Source organism: Mycobacterium sp. NPDC050441, from assembly GCF_040655355.1.
GTDB lineage: Bacteria > Actinomycetota > Actinomycetes > Mycobacteriales > Mycobacteriaceae > Mycobacterium.
This window is the reverse complement of sequence record NZ_JBFAJS010000002.1, coordinates 22,984-44,030: the sequence shown is the minus strand read 5'-3', so window position 1 is coordinate 44,030 and position 21,047 is coordinate 22,984. Positions and strand designations below refer to the sequence as shown.

Genomic DNA, 21,047 nt, shown 5'->3' with positions numbered 1-21,047 from the left:
TCACACCTCCACGGGAATGTTGTTCCAGCCCCACTGGAAGCTCGACGGCGGCCGGGATGCCGCAGCCTCGTCGATGCGGTAGTCGGGCACGCGTTTGAGAAATTCCTGGATCATGATGGTGATCTCCAGCCGGGCGACGTGGACGCCGAGGCAGAAGTGCTGTCCATGGCCGAACGACAACAGCCGTTCGATGGGCCGGTTCCATACGAAGTCGTCCGGATTGTCGTACTCCCGTTCGTCGCGGGCCGCCGAGGCCAACAGGGTGATGACGCGTTGGCCGGGGTCGATGGTGGTGCCGTGGACGGTGTAGGGCCGCCGGACGGTACGGGCGAACCACTGCGCGGGTGCACTGTGCCGGATGATCTCTTCCCGCGCGACCGGCACGTTCCTGTCGAGATCGGAACGGACCGCGGCCAATTGGCCTGGATGCCGCAGCAGCTGCCAGAGCCCGGTCGCGGTGATCTTGGGGACGGTCTCGGTACCGCCGATGAACACGCCGAGCATCTGCACCGCGGCTTCCATGTCGCCGAAGGCCGAGCCGTCGGGCAGCCGGAAATCGATCAGGGCATCGGCGATCGGGACGCTGCCGTCATGCCCCTCGACACGCCGGCGCTCGATGATCGGGGTGAGGTAGGACAGGTAGCCCGGGCGGGCGTTTCCGACCTCGACGCCTTCCCCGGGTTGCGCGAGGCTGCCCGCGTTGACCGTCGCCAGTACTTCCGGCGCGAGATCAACTGGTAATCCGACGAATTCGCAGACCATCGCGGCCGCGACGATGCCGCCGTAATCCTGCGTCAAGTCGAATGTGCCTCGCGGCAGCAACTCGTCGAGGCGCTCGTTGGCCAGTGTCCGGATCCGGTCGGCCAGCTTGGCCGCCGACCGCGGCCGGAACTGCGCCGAGGTACACCGCCGCACGTTCTCGTAGAGCGGCGAGTCGAAGTTGGCGTGGAAAGGCATGGGATGCGACGGCGGATCCGGTACCGGTCCGTCATTGCGATGCGCCAGGACATTCGCGGCCGGCAGTGTCCCCTCCGACGCGACGAAGGTTCCGTCGTTGGTTCCGAGCATCTGCCAGATGTCGTCGAACCGGGACAGCGCATAGGTGTCCCACTTGTCGATGTAGTACAGCGGGTACTCGTCGCGCAGGATCCGGTAGTACGGCAGCGGGTTGGCCATCACTTCCGGATCGAACGGGTCGTAGGTGAAATCCTGCAGCACAGGTTGATTCATGGCGGGCCTACTTCAACGGCGAGGGCGGTAAGGCCGACAGGATGGAGTCCTCCCAGCCGTCGCGGAGCGCGGGAGCCACGCTCATCCAGGTGACGATCTCCGCGGGCGGGTCGCCCTTCCAGGACGGGTAATGGTTTTCGAAGCAGTCCCAGTCGTCGTCGAGCGCCCAATAGTGGATCACCTCGTTGAACCGGAACGTCGTGATGAACGAGCCCAGCCAGCGCTTGCCGGTCGATTCCGACCACGGCACATAGAGTCGCTCGAGCTCACGGATGTAGTCGTCCTGGCGCCCGGGCTTGGTCTGCATGATCTCCTGGATCACCAGGCCGGCACCGAAGTTCGCTTCTTCGAGTTGGGCCAGTGTCCTGTTGTACTTGCCCGCGTACATGATTCGGCCCTCACCGCGGGCCCCGACCTCGGACAGGTAGGCGGCCCACTGCAGCGCGGGCTTCTCGTGACTGCCGCCGACCGCCTGCGCCTTGCCGATCCGGGCGTAGTCGGCGAATGCGTCGATCTCCCAGATGATCGTCACCTGCGGCCAGTGCCCGTTGTAGGGAGTGGTTTCCCAGATCGAGAACAGGCGGGCGCCGAGATCCTGCATCATCGGGTGATAGACCTCGCCGAAAACTTCTGTGAACCGATCGGTCCTACCCGACCCCAGGTCAATGGTCTCGTGCAGATACAGCAGCGTGTGGCCATAGAACTTCTTCATCTAGGGCGCTCCGGTGGTTGACAGTGACACCCTGCGAGCGTGACACTTATGGCGTGTTTTGTAAAGGTGGTGCGAGAACGTGACGGCGGGAACCGAACAAACGGGGACAACCGAACTGGCACATGGTTTCTGCTTCGGCGAAGGACCGCGTTGGTTCGAGGGCCTGCTGTGGTTCTCCGACATGTTGGGCGAGACCGTGCATACGGTCACGCTGTCAGGTTCCATGACCAGCCTGCCCGTCCCCGGACATTCCCCGTCCGGGTTGGGTTTTCGGCCCGACGGCACCCTGCTGATCGTGTCTGCCGAGCGCCGCCAGGTACTGCGCTACGACGGCGACACCGTCGAACTTCTGGCGGATCTCAGCGACCTCGTCCCCGCAGCCCTCGGTGACATGGTGGTCGACGAGCACGGCCGGGCCTATGTCGGGTCCCAGGCCCGCCTCAGGGGCGAGCGCAGCGACGGGGAAATCGACCGCGGCGGGGTGATCGTGCGCATCGACCCGGACAATGAGACCGACCCCGTTCGTGTGGTCGCCGAACATCTCGACTTTCCGAACGGCATGGTGATCACCCCGGACGGCAGCACCCTGATCGTCGCGGAGTCCACCGCGCGACGGCTGAGCGCGTTCACGATCCGCGCCGACGGCAGCCTCACCGACCGGCGGGTGTTCGCCGACGGTCTCGACGGCCCGCCCGACGGTCTCGCGATCGACGCCGAGGGCGGAGTGTGGGCGGCATTGACCCTGGCCCAGGAGTTCCAGCGCATCGCTCCCGACGGTTCCGCGGTCACGCACCGGATCGACGCCGACGGTCGCACCGCCATCGCGTGCGCCCTGGGCGGCGCAGAGGGACGCACCCTGTTTCTGGTCACCACCACCGACGCCTATCCGGAGCGCCTCATCGGCACCAAACTGTCGCGGGTCGAAGCGCTGATGGTCGAAACACCCGCACCGGGCGATCACGACACCCATCATCACCACTGAACGGTAGATATGTCTGACTCCTACTACGAGCTGATCGACGAGAACGATCCGCTCGGCGAGAAGTTTCGCGCCACCGATATGGCGCGCGGCACCTGGTCGGCGGCGATCCAGCACGGTGCGCCGGTGTCGGCATTGCTGGTGCGTGCGCTGGAACGTTGCGAGCACCGTGCCGACACCCGGCTGAGCCGGGTCGCCATCGATTTGATGGGCGGGGTGCCGTCCGACGGTGACCTGTGGCTGCGTGCGCAGCTGGAACGTCCGGGCAAGCAGATCGAACTGGTCAGCGCCGAGATGCTCGCGACCGGGCCCGATGGCGCGCCCCGCGTCGTGGCGCGGGCCGGCGGTTGGCGGATGCTGCAGATGGACACCGCCACGATCGCTCACGCCGGCGTCGCGCCGCTGCCGCCGCTGGAGCAAGCCCGCAGCCGCGACATGGCCAAGAACTGGGAGACCAACTACGTGCACAGCGTGGATTGGCGCTGGCTGACGGTGCCGCAGGCCCCGGGTCCCGGTGAGTCCTGGCTGAGGCCGACGGTCGACGTGGTCAAGGGCGAGGCGATGACGCCGCTGCAGCGGTTGTTCGCGGTGGCCGACGACGCCAACGGCATCGGTTCCAAGATCGACATCCGCAAGTGGACGTTCCTCAACACCGATCTGGTGGTGCACATCCACCGGGTGCCCGATGGGGAGTGGATCGGCATCCGTGCCGACACCAACTACGGGCCCGACGGCATCGGCGCCACCGTCGGGACATTGTTCGACCAGGCTGGAGCCGTCGGCGCGATCCAGCAGTCGGTGCTGGTGCGGCCCCGCCCGCCCAAGCCTCCCCGCAACTAGCGGGCGATCAGCGAATCGCGGTCGAGGTCGGCCACGCCGGCCACGCCCATCAGGGTCAGCGTCGAGCGGATCTCGGCGGCCAGGATGTCGAGCACCGCACCCACCCCGGCGCCGCCGGCCACGGCCAGCCCGTAGATGTAGGGCCTGCCGATCAGCACCGCGTCGGCCCCCAGGGCCAGTGCCGTGACGATGTCGCTGCCGGTCCGTACGCCGCCGTCGAGCAGCACGGTGGCGCGATCACCGACGGCGTCGGCGATACCGGGGAGTGCGTCGAGTGAGGCGATCGCGCCATTGAGTTGGCGCCCACCGTGATTGGACACCACCAAACCGGTGGCACCTACCTCGTCGACGGCACGCACCGCGTCCTCGGGCTCCAGAACCCCCTTGACCACGAACGGTCCGTTCCAACGCTCGCGTAGCACCGCCACGTCGCGCCAGCTCAGGTCGGAACGGATCCGGCGGTTCTGGATGCCGACGGATTCGACGGCGCCCCTCGCACCTGCGGTGTGGGTCAGATTGCGCATCGTCATCCGCTGGTGCCGCAGCAGCCCGTACCACCAGTGCGGCCGTATCGCGGCGTCGGCGATGCGCCGTGGCGTCAGGATCGGCGGGTGTCCCATGCCCGTGCGTCGCTCCCCGGTTCTGTTGCCCTGCACCGGAACATCGACGGTCACCACCAGGGTGCGGTAGCCCGCGTCGCACGCCCGGCTGAGCATGGAATCCGAGAACGTGCCATCTCCCCAGGGGTAGAGCTGAAACCAGTGATCCGCCGAGGTGCCGGCCGCCACCTCTTCGATGGAGTACGACGACGCCGTCGACAAAATCAGCCGGGTACCGGCGAGTTCGGCGGCTTGCGCGGCAGCCAGTTCGCCCGACCAGTGGGCCAGCCCGGTGAGCCCAGTAGGTGCCAGCAGCACCGGCAGCTCAAGGTGTTGTCCGTCGGTCGTCACGCCCAGATCGGCCCCGGAGTGACCAGCCAGAACCCGTTGGCGCAACTGCCAATTCGCGAAGGCACTGCGATTGTCCCGCAAGGTCCGCTCATCCTCGGCACCGCCGTCGAGATACGCCCACACCATCGCAGGCAGGGCCCGCCGCGCCGCGCGGCGATAGTCCTCGACACTGACGAGCGGGGTCGGGGTACGCAGCCGGTACTGAAACGCCGGGCTCATTTGATCGCGATGGGCGTGGTCGGCGCACCGACCGCATTGCTGACGTGCAGCGGTGGGGCCACGAACAGGAAACTCCAGACGCCGTCACGGGCACAGTCGGCGCTCAGATCGTCCAGGTCGAGGATCTCGGCCAGCGGCATGCCCATGTCGCGGATCAGGACGCAATGCAGTGGCAGCGTCTCCCCTGTCTCACTGGGAACCACCTCGATGGCCCAGTTGTCGCTACCGACCGCCGCGACACCTCGGTCCCGCAACCAGCGAGCGCAATCGATGCCCAGACCCGGTTCCGTGGACATCCACCCGTCACGCCCCTGCGCCAGCAACCGGCCCCGCCAACCGGTACGCACCAGCAGGAAATCGGCTTCGCCGACGGTGACGCCCTGCGCCTGCTCGGCGGCCTCGAGGTCGGCCGGGGTGATGGCGGTACCGCCCTCGAGCCAGTCCACCCCGTGCAGTCGGGCGATGTCCAGCATCACGCCGCGTCCGGCGATCCGGTCGGTAAAGGCGTCGACGGCCAACCGACGCGCCCCGGCTCGGGTGCCGACCTCGTCGGCGGAGTGGCCGTTGTACAGCTTGCCGTCGTAGGCGATGTGCGACAGCGCGTCCCACTGGGTGCCGGATTGCAGCGGCATGATGATCCAGTCATCGGCGACCTGCAGACCGTGCGGATCCCAATCCCCGGGTTGCATGGACATCAGGTGCACCGGGTTGAGCCGGCCGCCCAGACCGCTCTGCGGCCCGTCCTTGCCGACGGGGATGCTCAGCTGGAACACCTTGCCCGAACGAACCTCACGCGCTGCGGCGTGCACGTGGCGCGGCTCGACGAGGTTGAGGGTGCCGATCTGGTCATCGGGTCCCCATCGGCCCCAGTTGGACAGTTGGCGGCCGAGGTCTTTGAAACTCACGATTTACAGAATTGCACACAATTGTCAACATGACAGCTATGGTTGCGACCCATTTTCCGCTGCTGTCGTTCGACACAACCGACCCGGCGTTCGTCGCCGATCCCTGGGCGCGCTACCGCGAGATCCGGGAACTCGGCGGAGTGGTCTTCAACGAGCGGATCAACCGCTGGATGGTCGGCGAGTTCGACCTGGTCAAGCAGATCCTCAGTACACCTGCGACATTCGGCTCCGAGCGCGGCCAGATCGAGCACGCGGCGGTGTTCGGCGGACCGACGATGGAGTTCTACGACGGCCCGCATCATGACCAGATCAGGTCGATCTGGTCCGGTGATTTCCGACCCAGAACTCTGGCCCGGCTCCGTCCGGTGATCACCGAGATCGTGCGGGCCCGGCTGGAACCCGTCGCCGCCAGGCTGCGTGACGGGGAGACCGTCGAGGTGGTCTCCGAGCTCACCCGCGGCATCCCGACCGAGGTGATCGCGCACATGCTCGGAGTAGAGCCGGAGATGGTTGACCAGTTCACCGCATGGAGCGATGCGATGGGTGCGTCCGCGGAGGGTTACAGCATGCCCGGCGAACACGGTGCGGAGTTGATCGCCGCCGGGAAACACGCGACGGCCCAACTGAATACCTACATTCGTGAACAGCTGCCCCGCCGTGCCTGCCCAGCCGCCGACGAGTGGGACCTGATCGGGACCATGGTGGGCCACGAATATGCGTGTGAGCACATGACAGAACAGGAGATCGTCGCGAGCAACACCCAATTGGTGTTCGCCGGCAACGAGACCACCGCCAAACTGCTCGCCCAGATCGTGGCGACCCTGGCCGTCCACCCGGATCAGCGTCGCATCCTGCAGGCCGATCGCACTCTGGCGCTCGACGCGGCGGAAGAAGTACACCGCCTGGAAACGGTGTCGCACTCCATCTTCCGCGATGCGGTGGGCGAATCTGCCGCAGTCGGTGACGTCGCCATGGCCGACGGTGACCGAATCACCCTGCTGCTGGGGGCGGCCAATCGCGATCCGCGGCGCTGGGAGCGCCCCGACGATTTCGACATCACCCGGCGCAAGCTGTCCCACCTGGGATTCGCCTTCGGCCTGCACAGCTGCCTGGGCATGAACCTGGCCCGACTGGAGGCCCAGATCTTCCTCGAAGAGTTGATCGATACCGTCGGCGACTGGCAGGTGGCCGGTCCGCTGGACTACGGCACCAACTACACCGTGCGCGGTCCCGGCCGGGTGCCGGTGGCCGCCGCCTGAACGTTCAGCCCTGCATCCGCAGGGCCGTCGCCGGGCATTGAGTCACGGCCTGCTGCAACCGTTCCCGGTCGCTCTCCGGGTGATCATCGCCGTGGATGTGCACCAGGCCCTCGTCGGAAACCTCGAACACGTCCTCGGCGATCGATTCGCAGATGCCGTGCCCGGTGCACTTGCCCAGATCGACTTCGACACGCATCTTGTCGCGCCCTACGCGATGTGCGCAGGCACGCGCTTGATGCCGTGCACGAAGCTGCTGTACAGCATTTCCGGCTCACCGAACTCGATGGTTTTGAGCCGGGTCAGCAACTCGCGGAAGAGGTGCCGCAACTCGGTCTTGGCCAATTGGTTGCCCAGACAGAAGTGCGGACCGCCGCCGCCGAACCCGACCTGCGGGTTGGGCGAACGGCTCAGATCGAAGCGACCGGGCTCGGTGAACACCGACTCGTCCCGATTGCCCGAGCAGTAGAACAAGCCCACCTTGTCGCCGGCCCTGATCTGCTGGCCGGCCAACTCGACGTCTTCGGTGGCGTGACGGGCGAACTGGATCACCGGGGTGGCCCACCGCACGAATTCCTCGGTGGCCATGCCGATCCGGTTGTCGAAATCCTCGAGCAGCCAATCCCTTTGGTCAGGGTTGGCAGCCAGGGCCATCATCGCGTGGGTGGCGGTCTGCTTGGTGGTGTCGTTGCCGGCCGAGGCCAGCAGGATCAGGAATGCCCCGATCTCTTCGTCGGTCAGCCGGTGGCCGTCGACTTCGGCGTTGACGATGCTGGTCATCAGGTCGTCACCGGGATTGGCCCGCCGGAATTTGGCCAGCTCCACCCCGGTGCTCGAGATCAGCATGATCTCGTTGATCGTGGCCATGGCCCGCTCTTCGAGCGAGGAGAACTCGTCATCGCTCATGCTGAACAGCTTTTCGGCAGCCTTGGCAAGCGCCGGCTGATCGGCGGTGGGCACACCGAGCATGTCGGAGATCGTCCGCATCGGCAGCTGCGCCGAGCAGGCCTCGACGAAATCGACATCGCCGGCACCGATCAGGTCGTCGACGACGGCGACCGCGTTGGCGTGGATCTGCTCTTCGATCCGGCGCACATTGCGCGGGGTGAACGCCGAGCTGATCAGGCGGCGGTACGTGGTGTGTTCCGGCGGATCCATCATCAGGAAGAACGTGGCGAACTTCTGCACCTCGGCCGGCATCGGATCCAGCGCCACGCCCCGGGTCGAGGTGAACAGCTCGGGGTGCTGGCTGACGAACTGAATGTCCGCGCGGCGCGTCACCGCCCAGAAGCCGGGTTCTTCGACATCGAACAGTGACGACAGCGGCTGATGCCAACTCAGGCCGTCACCGGCACGTAACTGTGCGAAAGTCTCGTCGCGTTCGGCGAACGGCTGGCTCCAGAAATCGTGTGACGTGATGTCGAATGGGCTGTATTCGCGTGCCCGCGGTGAGCTGGCAACTGTCACGGGGGTTCCCTCCTGCACGGCGCCCGACGACCATGTCGCGGCACGAATTAGCGTGACAGTTCGTCGATAGTTTGTAAAGCTGTGGGCATGGCGGAAATATCGTCGGTCGACGACGAGAGCAGTACCCGCGGACGAATCCTGGCCGCCACCGCCGAGGTGCTCGGGGCGAACGGGATGACAAAGCTCAGCCTGTCCGAGGTGGCCCAGCAGGCCGGGGTGTCCCGGCCGACGCTCTACCGCTGGTTCGCCTCCAAACAGGAACTGCTCGACGCATTCGTGGTGTGGGAACGCAAGTACTACGAGCACGCCGTTGCGCAGGCCTCCGCCGATTTGCCGGACAACGAGCATCTGGATGCGGCGCTGCGAACGGTCGTCGAATACCAGCAGTCCTACCCGGGCCTGCGCATGGTCGACATCGAGCCCGAACATGTCATCAAACGCCTCACCCAGGTCATCCCGCTGATGCGGGAACGCCTCCAACGGCTGACCACCGGGCCGGACGCCGACATCGCCGCGGCGACCGCGGTGCGGGTGGCGGTCTGCCATTACCTGGTGCGCAGCGACGACGCCGACGACTTTCTTGCGCAACTGCGGCATGCCGCCGGGGCGAAGCCCCAGCGTTGACCAGGGAAAAGCGCACCCGACGCTACGCTGGCGGCGGTGACGCACTCTCCTGATCCCATCGCCGGACTCGACCTGGCCGACCAGGCCGCGCTGGGCAGCGGCGCGAGCTTCTGGGCCACCAAACCGATCGACCCGGTGCCGGCGATCATGCTGACCGACGGACCGCACGGCGTTCGTCGCCAATCCGGCAGTGCAACAGATCATCTGGGTATATCCGGCAGTGAACCGGCGACCTGCTTTCCTCCCGCGGTCGGGCTCAGCCAGACCTGGGATCCCGAGTTGGTGGAACGGATCGGTCAGGCGCTGGGCGACGAAAGCCGCGCCCTGGGCGTACACGTGCTGCTCGGCCCCGGAGTCAACATCAAGCGTGACCCACGCTGCGGGCGCAACTTCGAGTACTACTCGGAAGATCCGCTCTTGTCCGGGACGCTCGGCGCGGCCTGGGTGCGCGGCGTGCAGGGCCGCGGCGTCGGCGCGTCGCTGAAACATTTCGCGGCCAACAATGCCGAGCACGATCGGATGCGCGCCAGCTCCGACGTCGACCTCCGCACGTTGCGTGAGATCTACCTGCGTAGTTTCGAAATCGCGGTGCGCCAAGGCCGCCCGTGGACGGTGATGTGCTCCTACAACCGGATCAACGGGGTCCACGCGGCCGAGAACACCTGGCTGCTGACCACAGTGCTACGTGACGAATGGGGTTTCGACGGCGTGGTCGTCAGCGACTGGGGTGCGGTGGCCGACCGGCCGGCGGCCGTGGCGGCGGGCCTGGATCTGGAGATGCCGAGCACCGGCGGGATCTCCGACGCCGAGGTCGTGAGCGCGGTAGGTGCCGGCACGCTGGACGCGGCTGCCGTCGCCCGCGCCGCTGCACGGGTGGCGGCTCTGGCCCAGCGGGTCACCCAAACAGACACCTCCGCATCATCATTCGATATCGACGACCATCACGGGCTGGCCCGCGAGGCGGCCCAACGAGCCATCGTGTTGTTGAAGAACGACCGGGATCTGCTGCCATTGGCGCCGTCACCGCTGGCGGTCATCGGCGGGTTCGCCCAAGAGCCCCGGTACCAGGGCGGCGGCAGTTCCCATGTGAACCCGACCCGCGTCGACATTCCGCTGGACGAGATCCGAAGGCTGGCCGGTGATCACGCGGTCACCTACTGCCCCGGAACCGACACGGCCGCCGCTGCCGCGGCCGCTGAATCTGCGGAAACCGCAATCGTATTCCTCGGCCTCACCGCCGAAGAGGAGTCCGAGGGTTACGACCGCGAGCACATCGACCTGCCCGCCGCCCAACTCGACCTGCTGCGTGCCGTGGTCGAAGTCCAGCCGCGCACCGTGGTGGTGCTGGCCCATGGCGGCGTGGTGCGCCTCGACGCCGTCGCCGGTCTGGCCCCGGCGGTCGTGGACGGGGCGCTGCTCGGGCAGGCCGGCGGCGGCGCACTCGCCGATGTGCTGTTCGGCGTGGTGAATCCCTCGGGCCGGCTGGCCGAGACCGTGCCGCTACGGCTGCAGGATTCCCCGGCCTACCTGAACTTTCCGTCCGAATCCGGCCATACCGTCTACGGCGAGCGGATGTTCGTCGGCTACCGCTGGTACGACTCCCGCGATATGCCGGTGGCGTTCCCGTTCGGCCACGGCCTGTCCTACACCCGGTTCGAGTACTCGGATCTTGAGCTCACCGCCGCCGGTGCGGGTGTGGCCGTGCGCGTGACGGTCACCAACACCGGCAACCGACCGGGCCGGGAGGTGGCGCAGGCCTACGCCGGACTACCCGACTCCCGCGTCGGCAGACCGGCGCGATGGTTGGCCGGATTCGCTTCGGTAACCCTCGACCAAGGACAAGGACAGACCGTCGAAATCCCCATCGACCGAACCGATCTCGCGTTCTGGAGCACGGAGGCCGGCCGCTGGGTGGTCGAGACCGGCGAGTATGCGGTGTCGGTCGGCGCGTCGAGCCGGGATATCCGGCTGACCGCGACGGTGCCCCTGGACGGCGACGAGCCGACGCGCCCGTTTACCCGTGACTCGACGCTGGGCGAACTGCTCGCCGACCCCGTGGCAGCGAAGACGATCCTGACGGTCCTGGGGAACGCATCCCCGTTCGGCGCGGCCGATTCCGCGCTCGGCAACAATCTCCTGCGGATGCTGGAATCGGTGCCGATCGGGCGGATGGTCGGATTCTCGGCCGGCAAGGTCACCCGCGAGCAGCTCGATGAACTGCTCGCGGGCATCAACGCTCAGCGATCCTGACCGCCGCGCAGTTCGGCCAGGATCTCGTCGGTGTGCGCTCCGAGTGCCGGGGCGACCATGCGCGGCTGCCATGGGGTGGCCGAGAAGTCGGCCGGGCTGGCCACCATCGGCACCGTCGAAATCCCGTCGGGCACTTCGACAATGCCTCCGGCGGCGTGGAACTGCTCATCGGCGATGACGTCGTCGAGGCTGTTGATCGGTGACCAGAAGAAGTCTGGCTCACCGTCGAACAACGGGGCCCAGTGATCCATCGGATGGCCGACGAAGATGGCGTCCAACTCGGCGATCAGCTCGCGCGCGTTGACGTATCGGTCGCGCGCCGTCGCGAACCGCGGGTCGGTCAGCCAGTCTTCGCGGGTCACCACCCGGCACAGTGCGGGCCAGTGCCGATCCCCCTGCAACCCGACGATCCAGAAGCGTTTGCCGTCACCGGCGGTGTAGTTGTTCATGCACGGGTTGGCCATCGCCTCACGCTGACCGATGGCGATCTGCTCACCGCTCATCAGCACGGTGTTGAGATCGAAGCTGACTGTGTAGGCACCCTGCCGGTAGAGCGAAGTGCTGACCAATTGACCTGTCCCCGTGCGATTTCGGGCCAGAAGTGCAGCGCAGACCGCAGCCGCCAGCGTCATTCCCGCGGAGTGGTCCCCCATCCCGCCGCGCTGAAACGGCGGAGTATCCCCGGGCCGGGTGAGCAGGTCGGCCAGTCCGGCCCGGGCCCAGAACGCGGCAACGTCGTAGGCCGCCCGATCCGCCTCCGGTCCGGTCAGGCCGTATCCGGTGACCAGGCCGTACACCAAGCGGGGATTTCTGGCCGCGACGGTCTCGAAGTCGAGTTCCAGCCGACGCAGCGCCGCGGGACGCACATTCGTCAGGAAAACATCTGCGGTGGAAAGCAATTCCATGGCGGTGCCCCGCCCTTCGGCGGTGCCGAGATCGAGGACGATGCTGCGTTTGGATCGGTTGTCCATCTCGAAGGGCGGGTTGGCCGCCACGCCCAGATCGGGATCCAGGCCGAGCATCCGGCCGAAGGTTCTCGCCGGGTCACCCGACGGCGGTTCGATCTTGATGACGTCAGCGCCCCAGTCAGCCAGTAGCGCACCCGCCGCCGGCGCAGCAACCCAGACGCCCAACTCGACGACCCGAAACCCTTCCATCGGACCCGCCATCGCCGCTCCTCCCGAAATCGCTTTACAATCTCACCGAAATTTGTAAACTTGGCCAATGTTCACACCGGGCCGCCGTCTCGTCCCTGTCGCCGGCCTGGCCGCACATGTCAGCCACGGCGTGCAACGTATCGCAACCGACGCGGCCATCGGGCGCATGCGCTCACTACCCCGGCACATCGGCAGCCTCGACGCGGCCTACCTGTCGCGGCTCACCGGGCGCAAGATCGAATCGGTGTCCGTGATCGGCGGCGACGCAGGCACGTCGTCGCGCGCCCGGCTCGCTCTGTCGGGCGACCCGCGCGACGACATCCCGGAATCGGTGTTCGTCAAGATGCCGGCCGAAACCGCGGCCACCCGGATGATGGGCGAGTTGGGCCGGCTGGGGCACACCGAGGTGCGCTTCTACCAACAGCTGGCCGACGGCCTGCCCGGGGTTCCCCGCTCCTACGGCGCGACCTTCGATCCACTGACCGGGCGGTACGTGCTGGTGCTGGAAGACTTGACGCTCAGCCCCTGCGAGTTCACCGACACCCTGCACCCGCCGGACAAGGACCGGGCCGCCGCGACTGTCGAGCTGCTCGCCCACGTCCACGCCGCGTTCTGGGGACGGTTACCGGCACGCAGCGGCGAGGGGCCGCTGGGCTGGCTGTACTCGGCATCGGGCGACCACACCTCACTGATGACCGGTGCACTGCTCAAGCTGTCGACCAAACGACTGGCCGAGAAGACCGACATTCCGGTGGGCGACGGACGGTTCATCGACGAGAATTACCGGGCGGCGGCGCAGCTACTCGACCGGCCGCCGCACACCGTGATGCACGGTGACGCCCACCCGGGCAACCTGTTCTTCCGCAACGGCGAGGCGGGCCTGCTCGACTGGCAGGCCGTCCGCCGGGGCCATCCCGGCCGGGAGCTGGCATACACCCTGGTCACCTGCATGACCACGGCCGACCGGCAAGCCGCCGAACGTGACCTGCTCGACGAATACCGACGCGCACTGGCGGCGGCCGGCGGCCCGACGCTGGGCCACGACGAGTTGTGGGAGCGTTACCGCCTGGGCGCGATCTATGCCTACGCGGCACCTGTCATCACCGCCGGACTCGGCGGTATGCAGGATGAAGGCATCGCGCTGGAAGGTGCCAGACGGGGCGTGGCAGCCTTGGCGGACCTTGAGACTGTGGCGATACTCAAGAAGTTGCTGTGATGGTCCTACCATTTGGTGAACCACGATCAACCAAGGCCTGGACGTGAATGAACCTCTACCCGCGCAGCGGGACGTATCCGTCGAAGACACCTCGACGCGCCACCGAATCCTGGTCGCGACCGCCGAGGTGCTGGCCCGCAGCGGCCAGACCAAGCTGAGCCTTTCCGAGGTGGCGTTGCAGGCGGGCGTTTCCCGGCCCACGCTGTACCGCTGGTTCGCCGACAAACAGGAACTTCTCGACGCGTTCGGTACCTATGAACGCGAGATGTTCGACCACGGTATGAGCCGCGCCACCGTGGGCTTGCGGGGCAGCGAGAAGCTCGATGCCGCACTACGTTTCATCGTGCAATATCAGCAGTCGTATTCCGGGGTCCGGCTCGTCGACATCGAGCCCGAAGTCGTGATCGCACAGTTGGCCAACGTTATCCCCCTGATGCGGGCGCGGCTGCTCAAGCTGCTGTCGGGCGCCAACGCCCCGGTCAAGGCTGCCACCGCGATCCGGGTGGCGGTCTCGCACTACATCGTGCGAAGCGATGACGGCGACCAGTTCCTGGCGCAGCTGCGCCATGCCGTCGGCATCAAACAGCCTGACTCCATCTGACCTGCTTCTACCTCGGCTCTACCCGTCGGCACCTCCCGCCCTCTGATCAATGGCACTCTACGATCGCAGAGACTTGCCAATCGGTCAATCCTTGATTCAAGGGGTGACACGACTCGCAATTTTTGTAAAGCTATCGGCATGACTCAGGTGCAGAGCGACACCGGCGTGCTCGCCGGTGACGAGCGGATGCTCATCGACGGGGAACTCCAATACACCAGCAGCGGCGCGAAGTTCGACGTCGTCCACCCCGCCAGCGAGCAGGTGGCGGGCCAGGCCACCGACGGCACGGTGGCCGACATCGAACGGGCCGTCGGCGCCGCGAGACGGGCCTTCGACGAGACCGACTGGAGCCGCGACGTCGAGTTCCGCCACCACTGCCTGATGCAGCTGCACGATGCGCTCGACGCCGAGAAGGAGCGGCTGCGGCGGGTGCTGGTCACGGAGGTCGGCTGCCCGGTCACCGTCACCGGTTCGCAGATCGAGGACCCGATCGGCGAGGTCAAGCACTGGGCCGAGCACGGCAGGAACTTCGAGTACGTCGTCGACAACGGCGTCCACCAAACCCAGCTCGGACCGGCGCGGCGCAAGATCGCCTACGAGCCGGTCGGCGTCGTCGGCGCCATCACTCCGTGGAACGTCCCGTTCTACCTCAACATCGCCGAAACGGTTCCGGCGCTGATGGCGGGCAACACCGTGGTGCTCAAGCCCGCGCAACTCACCCCCTGGTCGGGCACCGAGCTGGGCCGCATCGTCGCCGAGCACACCGACATCCCGGCCGGTGTCTTCAATGTCGTGGTATCCAATGCCAACGAGGTGGGCGCCGCGCTGTCGGCGGACCCGCGGGTCGACATGATCACCTTCACCGGGTCGACGGCGACCGGGCGCGCCATCTTGGCCGCCGGCGCGCCGACGGTCAAGAAGACGATGCTCGAACTGGGCGGCAAGTCCGCCCACATCGTGCTCGATGACGCGGACTTCAACTCGGCACTGCCCATCGCGGCGATGATGGCCTGTGTCATGAGCGGGCAGTCCTGCATCCTGCCCAGCCGAATCCTGCTCCCCCGCAGCCGCTACGACGAGGGCGTCGCACTACTCAAAGGAGCGATGGAGAACTTCCCGGTCGGCGACCCGTGGACCCCGGGCATCATGCAGGGTCCACAGATCAGCGCCACTCAGCGCGAGAAGGTGCTCGGGCTGATCAAATCGGGCATCGATTCCGGCGCCCGCCTGGTCACCGGCGGTGGGATACCGGAAAACCTCCCCACTGGTTACTACGTGTCCCCTACGCTTCTCGCCGACGTCGACCCCGATTCGCAGGTCGCCCAGGAGGAGATCTTCGGACCCGTGCTGACAGTCACGCCGTATGACTCCGACGACGAAGCGGTCGCCATCGCCAACAACTCCATTTACGGCCTGTCCGGGGAGGTTTCGTCCGGTGACGTCGACCGGGCGTTCGCCGTCGCGCGTCGGATCCGGACCGGCAACGTCACCATCAACAGCCGCAGCCACTTCGGCATCAACAGCCCGTTCGGCGGTTCCAAGCAGAGCGGTCTGGGCCGACGTAACGGCGAGGAAGGCTTCAAGGAGTACTTCGAATCCAAGACCATCGGGATGCCCGAGTGAGCGAAGCTTGCGAGCGAACCATGGATCCGAGCGAATCTTGCGAGCGAACCATGGATCCGAGCGAAGCTTGCGAGATCTCGGCCCTGCTGTACCGGTATGCCCGGGCCGTCGACTCCAAGGACTGGGAGCTGTACCGGTCGGTGTTCACCGAGGACGCCCACATCGACTATTCGTCGGCGGGCGCCATCGTGGGGACCCGTGACGAGGTGGTCGACTGGTTCGCCGCCAACTTCGGCGTCATCCCGTGGAGCATGCACTACATCACCAACATCGAGATTCTCGACGGCGACGGCGACACCGCAACGGTGCGGGCGATGTTCTACAACCCCATGCAGTTGCCGGGGATTGCCGAGATGAGTGCGTGCGGTGGGTACTACCACCACGAGTTGGTGCGCACGCCAGATGGCTGGCGCAGCCGTCACTTGCGCGAGGAGAACCTGTGGTTCACCAACGCGCCGACGAAGTCCTAGGTCCCAGGTCCCAGGTCCCAGGTCCCAGGTCCCAGGTCCCAGGTCCCGAGACTGCGTACAGCCCACCGAGACTGCGCACAGATCGCCATTTTCCACAAAAAGGCGATCTGTGCGCAGTCTCGATGCAGAAAATCAGCCTTCAGCGGCCAGCTGGCCGCAGGCCGCGGCGATCTCGCGCCCGCGGGTATCACGCACGGTGCACGAAACGCCCTTGGCCTGAACGCGTTTGACGAACTCCCGCTCGGCGGGTTTGGGACTGGCGTCCCACTTGCTGCCCGGAGTCGGGTTGAGCGGGATCAGGTTGACGTGTACCAGCTGGCCCAGCTTGCTGTGCAGCTTCTTGCCGAGAAGGTCTGCGCGCCAAGGCTGGTCGTTGATATCGCGGATCAACGCGTACTCGATGGACACCCGCCGGCCGGTGACGTCGGCGTAGTAGCGCGCGGCATCGAGGACCTCGTCGACGCTCCACCGGTTGTTGACCGGCACCAGGGTGTCGCGGAGTTCGTCGTCGGGGGTGTGCAGCGACACGGCGAGTGTGACACCGAGGCGCTCGTCGGCGAGCTTGCGGATGGCCGGGGCCAGACCGACCGTCGACACCGTCACCGACCGCGCGCTGATGCCGAAACCATTCGGCGGGGGCGCGATGATGCGCTTCACGGCGGCCAACACCCGGTTGTAGTTGGCCAGCGGCTCGCCCATGCCCATGAACACGATGTTGGAAAGCCGCCCGTCATGTTCGGACCGCATGGCCGACGACGCCGCCCGGACCTGTTCGAGGATCTCGGCGGTGGACAGGTTGCGCTTCAGGCCGCCCTGGCCGGTGGCACAGAATGGGCAGGCCATGCCGCAGCCGGCCTGCGAGGAGATACACACCGTGTTGCGCTGCGGATAGCGCATCAGCACCGACTCGAATGTCGTGCCGTCGCCCGCGCGCCACAGCGTCTTGCGGGTCTCCCCCGCGTCGCACTGGATCTGCTTCACCGGATCGATCAGTGTCGGGAACAGGGCCCCGGCCACTTGGTCGCGCACGGCGGCGGGCAGGTCGGTCATCTGCTGCGGGTCGGCGATCAGACGGCCGTAGTACTGATTGGCCAGCTGTTTGGCCCGAAATTTCGGCAGACCCAGATCGGTGACGGCAGCGATACGGCCGTCCTCGTCGAGATCGGCAAGGTGCTGCGGCGGCATGCCGCGGCGCGGGGCTTCGAAGACCAATTCCTGCTTCATGTCTTTTCCAGTATCAGGCTTGTCCGGCGAGAACGTCGTGAACGGTCCGCTCAACAGTGTCCAGGACATCGGTGTCCACCCCGGCGCGGCCGCGGACGAACACGGATGCGCGGCTGGCCGGAGGCAACCCCTCGGCCAGGCACAGTCCGTCGGGCAGCCGGCCGATCATCGGCAGCAATGCCACGCCCAAGCCAGAGCGCACGGCTGCGAACAGGCCGGACAGGTTCGCGGATTCGGCGGCGATGCGGTAGTCGGTCCCGCACCGATCGAGCGCGGCGAACATGGGTTCGCGCAACGTGCACGGTTCGGAGAACATCACCACCGGCAACGGCTGGTTCGCCGTAGCGGCGAAGCTGCGGCCCGAAACCCACTTCAGCGCAAGCGTTCCGGAGGCATGGGCGGGATCCAGTCCGGAACCGTCGAGCATCACGGCAAGATCGACCAGACCGTGTTCGATGGCGTCGGCCAGGGTTACATTGCGGTCGAGACGAAACCGCAGCCGCCAGTCGGGCAACCGCTCGCCCAGCGCCGCCGTGAGGGCGGGCAACATGACATCGGCGCCGTGCTCGGTCGCGCCGATCAGCAGCACTTGTTCCTCGGCCGCACCGAGATCGGTCAGCGCCGCGTCGTGCGCGGCGAGGATGGCCCGGGCGTGACCGAGGACGCGATGTCCCAGTTCGGTGAAGGCGACACCACGGCCGGACCGTTCGACGACGGGTCCGCCCACGACGGCTTCGATGCGCCGCACGTGCTGACTGACGGCGGACTGCGTCATGTGCAACACCGCGGCGGCGCGGTGAAACCCGCCACAGTCCGCTACCGCCACCAGGCTGCGCAGCGGTGCGATGTCCAGCACCTGTCCCATGCGATCAAGGTACTCCGATCAGTACTTACGATCAAAGAACAGGTATTTCCTTCCATCCACGCAGTTATTCCACCTTATTGATTAGCATCAACGATCGATCATGATTGCCGATAATCGTTGGACCGCGTGTACGGGGGTCGCTCACGATGGGGGGCATGGCGCCCACTCCGATGCCGATGCGCACGGCGACGACCGTGACGTTCTTCTACGCCCTGGGTTATCCGATCGGGAACCTGGCCGTGCACGCCCTCTCCCCGATGGCGGTGTTGGCAGTTCGTTTCGGGCTCGCGGGGTTGGTCCTCGGCACCTGGGCAGGGCTGGCCCGGGTCAGCTTCCCCACCGGCCGAAAGCTGTTCCACGTCGCAATGGCGGGCCTGCTCATGCAGGCTGTGCAGTTCTGCGCGCTCTACATCGCGATTCAGCAGGGTGCGCCGGCGGTGCTGTGCGCGGTTGTCATTGCGATGAACCCGGTGGCGACCGCACTGCTGGCCGCGATGTTCTTGGGTGACCGGTTGACGCCGCGCCGGCTCGCAGCGTTGGTGCTCGGTATCGCCGCAGTGCTGGCAGCCTGCGCGACGCGACTGGTCACCTCAGGTGGAATCGACCCGGCAGTGGGATTGCTGCTGGTCGCATTGCTCGGTCTGGCTGCCGGCGGGGTCTATCAACAGCGGTTCTGCTCTGATATCGACTTCCGCGCCTCCACCTCCGTGCAGAACGCCGTCGCGTTCATCCCCGCATTGGCGCTTGCGCTCAGCACGCCGATCGAGGTGCATGACGCCACCAAAGCCGCGCTGGCGGTGGCCGGAGTCGTGCTGCTCAACGCCATCCTCGGGGTGTCGCTGTACGTGCGGGCCATCAACCTGCACGGAGCCTCGGCGGTCGCGATGCTGTTCTGTGTGATCCCCGCGGTCGCAGGGGTGTTGTCCTGGCTCATGCTCGGCGAGCGGGTGAACATAGGCATCGCCGCGGGACTGGCCCTCGGTGCGGTCGCGTGCTGGCTGAACGCATCGGGCGCGCGCGGCGAACGCGGCCTACGCCAGCAGCGTCAGCACGATCCAGCCGACGACGGCGGACGGCAGCATCGCGTCGATCCGGTCCATGATGCCGCCGTGGCCGGGCAGTAGCGTGCCCATGTCCTTGATGCCGAGGTCGCGTTTGACCTGCGATTCCACCAGATCACCGAGCACACCGGTGATCACGAGCAACAGGCCCAGCGGCACGCCCACCCAGGCCGGCTTGTCCAACAGGAACGCCACCGAGAGCACAGCCGCGGTGACGCCGAACAGCAGCGAACCGCCCAGGCCCTCCCAGGACTTCTTCGGGCTGATCGCCGGCGCCAGCAGGTGCTTGCCGAACAGGACGCCCGCCACGTAACCACCGATGTCGGCGAAGACGACCGTCACGATCACGATGAACACCCGCACACCGCCGTGGTCGGCGAAAATGAGCAGGGCGGTGAAGGCCGCAAACATCGGCACCCACGTGGCGAGCAGCACCGTGGCCGCGATATCGCGCAGGTAATTGACGGGTTGCTGGTCCAGCCCCTGGCCGATCAGACGCCACACCATGCAGACGACGATGGTCCCGCCGTACGCGCCCAGTAGGCCCGCGGCCCCGAACGGCCAGGTCAGCCAGATCATCGCCTGCCCGCCGAGCAGCAGCGGCACGGTGGGCAGCGCATAGCCGTGTTCGCGCATCCGCCGGATCACCTCGTGGGTGGCGATGGCGATGGCGATGGCCAGCAGCGGCAGCCACCAGATGGGCGCGAAGAGCAGGGTGCCTATCGCAAGGGCGCCGAGAACTGCGCCGACGGTGATGGCGGCCGGCAGGTCCCGGCCGGCGCGCGAGGTCTTCTGTGGTGGCTCGGTCTGTGCCACGGGACTTGGGTGCTGAAGGTCGCCTAGACCTCCAGCAACTCGCCTTCCTTGTGCTTGACCAATTCGTCGATCTGGCCGGTGTAGGTGTGGGTGGATTTGTCGAGGTCCTTTTCCGCGCGCCCGACTTCGTCCTCGCCGGCCTCGCCGTCCTTCTTGATCCGGCTGAGCTCTTCCATCGCCTTGCGACGGATGTTGCGCACGGACACCTTGGCGTCCTCGCCCTTGGATTTCGCCTGCTTGACCAGGTCGCGGCGGCGCTCCTCGGTGAGCTGCGGGATGGAGATCCGGATGATGTTGCCGTCGTTCGTCGGGTTGACGCCGAGGTCGGAGTTGCGGATCGCGTCCTCGATCGGCCTCAGCTGGGATGCCTCGTAGGGCTTGATGACGACGAGGCGCGCCTCGGGAACGTTGATGCTCGCCATCTGCGTGATCGGCGTCATCGACCCGTAGTACTCGATGTTGATCCGCGAGAACATGCCCGGGTTGGCGCGGCCGGTCCGGATCGTGGACAGGTCGTCACGGGCCACACTCACGGCCTTTTCCATCTTCTCTTCGGCGTCGAAGAGAGTTTCGTCGATCACT

21 protein-coding genes are annotated in these 21,047 nt (G+C 66.6%); 10 read left to right on the top strand and 11 right to left on the bottom strand.

Annotated features, from left to right (window positions below; genetic code table 11):
- Together AB0I14_RS05225 and AB0I14_RS05220 are read right to left on the bottom strand one after the other, a co-directional pair.
- The gene (locus AB0I14_RS05225) at positions 1–1,230 is read right to left on the bottom strand and encodes a cytochrome P450 (protein WP_358016943.1); all 1,230 of its coding nucleotides are present in this window, start codon (positions 1,228–1,230) and stop codon (positions 1–3) included.
- Between the two features lie 7 nt (positions 1,231–1,237).
- Positions 1,238–1,942: an NIPSNAP family protein gene (locus tag AB0I14_RS05220; RefSeq protein ID WP_358016940.1), complete on the bottom strand. Its 705-nt coding sequence runs from the start codon at positions 1,940–1,942 to the stop codon at positions 1,238–1,240.
- A 79-nt stretch (positions 1,943–2,021) separates the two neighbouring features.
- Between AB0I14_RS05220 and AB0I14_RS05215 the strand changes: the two genes are divergently transcribed.
- Both AB0I14_RS05215 and AB0I14_RS05210 read left to right on the top strand, forming a co-directional pair.
- Entirely contained in the window at positions 2,022–2,924 is a 903-nt protein-coding gene (locus tag AB0I14_RS05215; protein ID WP_358016937.1) for an SMP-30/gluconolactonase/LRE family protein, read from the top strand.
- A gap of 9 nt (positions 2,925–2,933) precedes the next feature.
- On the top strand, positions 2,934–3,761 hold the full coding sequence (locus tag AB0I14_RS05210; RefSeq protein WP_358016934.1) for a thioesterase family protein: 828 nt from the start codon (positions 2,934–2,936) through the stop codon (positions 3,759–3,761).
- Here the strand turns inward: AB0I14_RS05210 and AB0I14_RS05205 are convergent.
- Both AB0I14_RS05205 and AB0I14_RS05200 read right to left on the bottom strand, forming a co-directional pair.
- Positions 3,758–4,930 (bottom strand): alpha-hydroxy acid oxidase, encoded by a 1,173-nt coding sequence (locus AB0I14_RS05205; protein WP_358016931.1) that lies wholly within the window; start codon positions 4,928–4,930, stop codon positions 3,758–3,760. The two genes, AB0I14_RS05210 and AB0I14_RS05205, sit on opposite strands and share 4 nt — an antisense overlap.
- A complete protein-coding gene (locus AB0I14_RS05200; protein WP_358016928.1) occupies positions 4,927–5,835 on the bottom strand; it encodes a cyclase family protein in 909 nt (302 codons plus the stop codon). Before AB0I14_RS05200 ends, AB0I14_RS05205 begins: the two co-directional genes overlap by 4 nt.
- Positions 5,836–5,864: 29 nt before the next feature.
- On the opposite strand from AB0I14_RS05200, the gene AB0I14_RS05195 reads away from it, so the two are divergent.
- On the top strand, positions 5,865–7,094 hold the full coding sequence (locus AB0I14_RS05195; RefSeq protein ID WP_358016925.1) for a cytochrome P450: 1,230 nt from the start codon (positions 5,865–5,867) through the stop codon (positions 7,092–7,094).
- A gap of 4 nt (positions 7,095–7,098) precedes the next feature.
- Here the strand turns inward: AB0I14_RS05195 and AB0I14_RS05190 are convergent, their stop codons facing one another.
- Both AB0I14_RS05190 and AB0I14_RS05185 read right to left on the bottom strand, forming a co-directional pair.
- Positions 7,099–7,290, bottom strand: a complete 192-nt coding sequence (locus AB0I14_RS05190; protein WP_358016922.1) for a ferredoxin — start codon at positions 7,288–7,290, stop codon at positions 7,099–7,101.
- Between the two features lie 11 nt (positions 7,291–7,301).
- Positions 7,302–8,558 carry a cytochrome P450 gene (locus tag AB0I14_RS05185; protein ID WP_358016919.1) on the bottom strand — a complete coding sequence of 419 codons (1,257 nt, stop codon included), beginning with the start codon at positions 8,556–8,558 and terminating at the stop codon, positions 7,302–7,304.
- Positions 8,559–8,645: 87 nt separating this feature from the next.
- Here AB0I14_RS05185 and AB0I14_RS05180 point away from each other — a divergent pair, with 87 nt between their 5' ends.
- On the top strand, positions 8,646–9,182 hold the full coding sequence (locus AB0I14_RS05180; RefSeq protein ID WP_358016916.1) for a helix-turn-helix domain-containing protein: 537 nt from the start codon (positions 8,646–8,648) through the stop codon (positions 9,180–9,182).
- A 36-nt stretch (positions 9,183–9,218) separates the two neighbouring features.
- The gene (locus AB0I14_RS05175; RefSeq protein WP_358016913.1) at positions 9,219–11,432 is read left to right on the top strand and encodes a glycoside hydrolase family 3 C-terminal domain-containing protein; all 2,214 of its coding nucleotides are present in this window, start codon (positions 9,219–9,221) and stop codon (positions 11,430–11,432) included.
- Here the strand turns inward: AB0I14_RS05175 and AB0I14_RS05170 are convergent.
- Entirely contained in the window at positions 11,420–12,601 is a 1,182-nt protein-coding gene (locus AB0I14_RS05170) for a CoA transferase (protein WP_358016910.1), read from the bottom strand. The two genes, AB0I14_RS05175 and AB0I14_RS05170, sit on opposite strands and share 13 nt — an antisense overlap.
- A gap of 55 nt (positions 12,602–12,656) precedes the next feature.
- Here AB0I14_RS05170 and AB0I14_RS05165 point away from each other — a divergent pair, with 55 nt between their 5' ends.
- The 4 genes from AB0I14_RS05165 (at position 12,657) to AB0I14_RS05150 (ending at position 16,499) form a co-directional block, all read left to right on the top strand.
- Positions 12,657–13,805 carry a phosphotransferase gene (locus tag AB0I14_RS05165; RefSeq protein ID WP_358016907.1) on the top strand — a complete coding sequence of 383 codons (1,149 nt, stop codon included), beginning with the start codon at positions 12,657–12,659 and terminating at the stop codon, positions 13,803–13,805.
- Positions 13,806–13,848: 43 nt separating this feature from the next.
- Positions 13,849–14,406 carry a TetR/AcrR family transcriptional regulator gene (locus tag AB0I14_RS05160; RefSeq protein ID WP_358016904.1) on the top strand — a complete coding sequence of 186 codons (558 nt, stop codon included), beginning with the start codon at positions 13,849–13,851 and terminating at the stop codon, positions 14,404–14,406.
- Positions 14,407–14,544: 138 nt separating this feature from the next.
- Positions 14,545–16,029, top strand: coding sequence for an aldehyde dehydrogenase family protein (locus AB0I14_RS05155; protein WP_358016901.1), 1,485 nt, complete (start codon positions 14,545–14,547; stop codon positions 16,027–16,029).
- A 50-nt stretch (positions 16,030–16,079) separates the two neighbouring features.
- On the top strand, positions 16,080–16,499 hold the full coding sequence (locus AB0I14_RS05150) for a nuclear transport factor 2 family protein (protein ID WP_358016898.1): 420 nt from the start codon (positions 16,080–16,082) through the stop codon (positions 16,497–16,499).
- Between the two features lie 132 nt (positions 16,500–16,631).
- Here AB0I14_RS05150 and rlmN read toward each other — a convergent pair whose 3' ends face one another.
- Positions 16,632–17,723 (bottom strand): 23S rRNA (adenine(2503)-C(2))-methyltransferase RlmN, encoded by a 1,092-nt coding sequence (rlmN, locus tag AB0I14_RS05145; RefSeq protein WP_358016895.1) that lies wholly within the window; start codon positions 17,721–17,723, stop codon positions 16,632–16,634.
- Positions 17,724–17,736: 13 nt separating this feature from the next.
- On the bottom strand, positions 17,737–18,588 hold the full coding sequence (locus AB0I14_RS05140; protein ID WP_358016892.1) for a LysR family transcriptional regulator: 852 nt from the start codon (positions 18,586–18,588) through the stop codon (positions 17,737–17,739).
- Between the two features lie 155 nt (positions 18,589–18,743).
- Here AB0I14_RS05140 and AB0I14_RS05135 point away from each other — a divergent pair, with 155 nt between their 5' ends.
- Entirely contained in the window at positions 18,744–19,712 is a 969-nt protein-coding gene (locus AB0I14_RS05135) for a DMT family transporter (protein ID WP_358016889.1), read from the top strand.
- On the opposite strand, the gene AB0I14_RS05130 is transcribed toward AB0I14_RS05135, so the two are convergent.
- Together AB0I14_RS05130 and frr are read right to left on the bottom strand one after the other, a co-directional pair.
- On the bottom strand, positions 19,620–20,465 hold the full coding sequence (locus AB0I14_RS05130) for a phosphatidate cytidylyltransferase (protein WP_358016886.1): 846 nt from the start codon (positions 20,463–20,465) through the stop codon (positions 19,620–19,622). The genes AB0I14_RS05135 and AB0I14_RS05130 overlap by 93 nt on opposite strands.
- Before the next feature lie 23 nt (positions 20,466–20,488).
- Complete coding sequence (gene frr, locus AB0I14_RS05125; RefSeq protein WP_166904167.1) at positions 20,489–21,046, bottom strand: ribosome recycling factor; 558 nt, start codon at positions 21,044–21,046, stop codon at positions 20,489–20,491.
- Position 21,047 lies beyond the last annotated feature (1 nt).

Bases quoted from the DNA above. Each gene is read 5' to 3' on its own strand.
- AB0I14_RS05225 (WP_358016943.1), bottom strand. From the start codon at position 1,230: ATGAATCAACCTGTGCTGCAGGATTTCACCTACGACCCGTTCGATCCG.
- AB0I14_RS05220 (WP_358016940.1), bottom strand. From the start codon at position 1,942: ATGAAGAAGTTCTATGGCCACACGCTGCTGTATCTGCACGAGACCATT.
- AB0I14_RS05210 (WP_358016934.1), top strand. From the start codon at position 2,934: ATGTCTGACTCCTACTACGAGCTGATCGACGAGAACGATCCGCTCGGC.
- AB0I14_RS05205 (WP_358016931.1), bottom strand. From the start codon at position 4,930: ATGAGCCCGGCGTTTCAGTACCGGCTGCGTACCCCGACCCCGCTCGTC.
- AB0I14_RS05195 (WP_358016925.1), top strand. From the start codon at position 5,865: ATGACAGCTATGGTTGCGACCCATTTTCCGCTGCTGTCGTTCGACACA.
- AB0I14_RS05190 (WP_358016922.1), bottom strand. From the start codon at position 7,290: ATGCGTGTCGAAGTCGATCTGGGCAAGTGCACCGGGCACGGCATCTGC.
- AB0I14_RS05180 (WP_358016916.1), top strand. From the start codon at position 8,646: ATGGCGGAAATATCGTCGGTCGACGACGAGAGCAGTACCCGCGGACGA.
- AB0I14_RS05170 (WP_358016910.1), bottom strand. From the start codon at position 12,601: ATGGCGGGTCCGATGGAAGGGTTTCGGGTCGTCGAGTTGGGCGTCTGG.
- AB0I14_RS05165 (WP_358016907.1), top strand. From the start codon at position 12,657: ATGTTCACACCGGGCCGCCGTCTCGTCCCTGTCGCCGGCCTGGCCGCA.
- AB0I14_RS05155 (WP_358016901.1), top strand. From the start codon at position 14,545: ATGACTCAGGTGCAGAGCGACACCGGCGTGCTCGCCGGTGACGAGCGG.
- AB0I14_RS05150 (WP_358016898.1), top strand. From the start codon at position 16,080: ATGGATCCGAGCGAAGCTTGCGAGATCTCGGCCCTGCTGTACCGGTAT.
- rlmN (WP_358016895.1), bottom strand. From the start codon at position 17,723: ATGAAGCAGGAATTGGTCTTCGAAGCCCCGCGCCGCGGCATGCCGCCG.
- AB0I14_RS05140 (WP_358016892.1), bottom strand. From the start codon at position 18,588: ATGGGACAGGTGCTGGACATCGCACCGCTGCGCAGCCTGGTGGCGGTA.
- AB0I14_RS05135 (WP_358016889.1), top strand. From the start codon at position 18,744: ATGGCGCCCACTCCGATGCCGATGCGCACGGCGACGACCGTGACGTTC.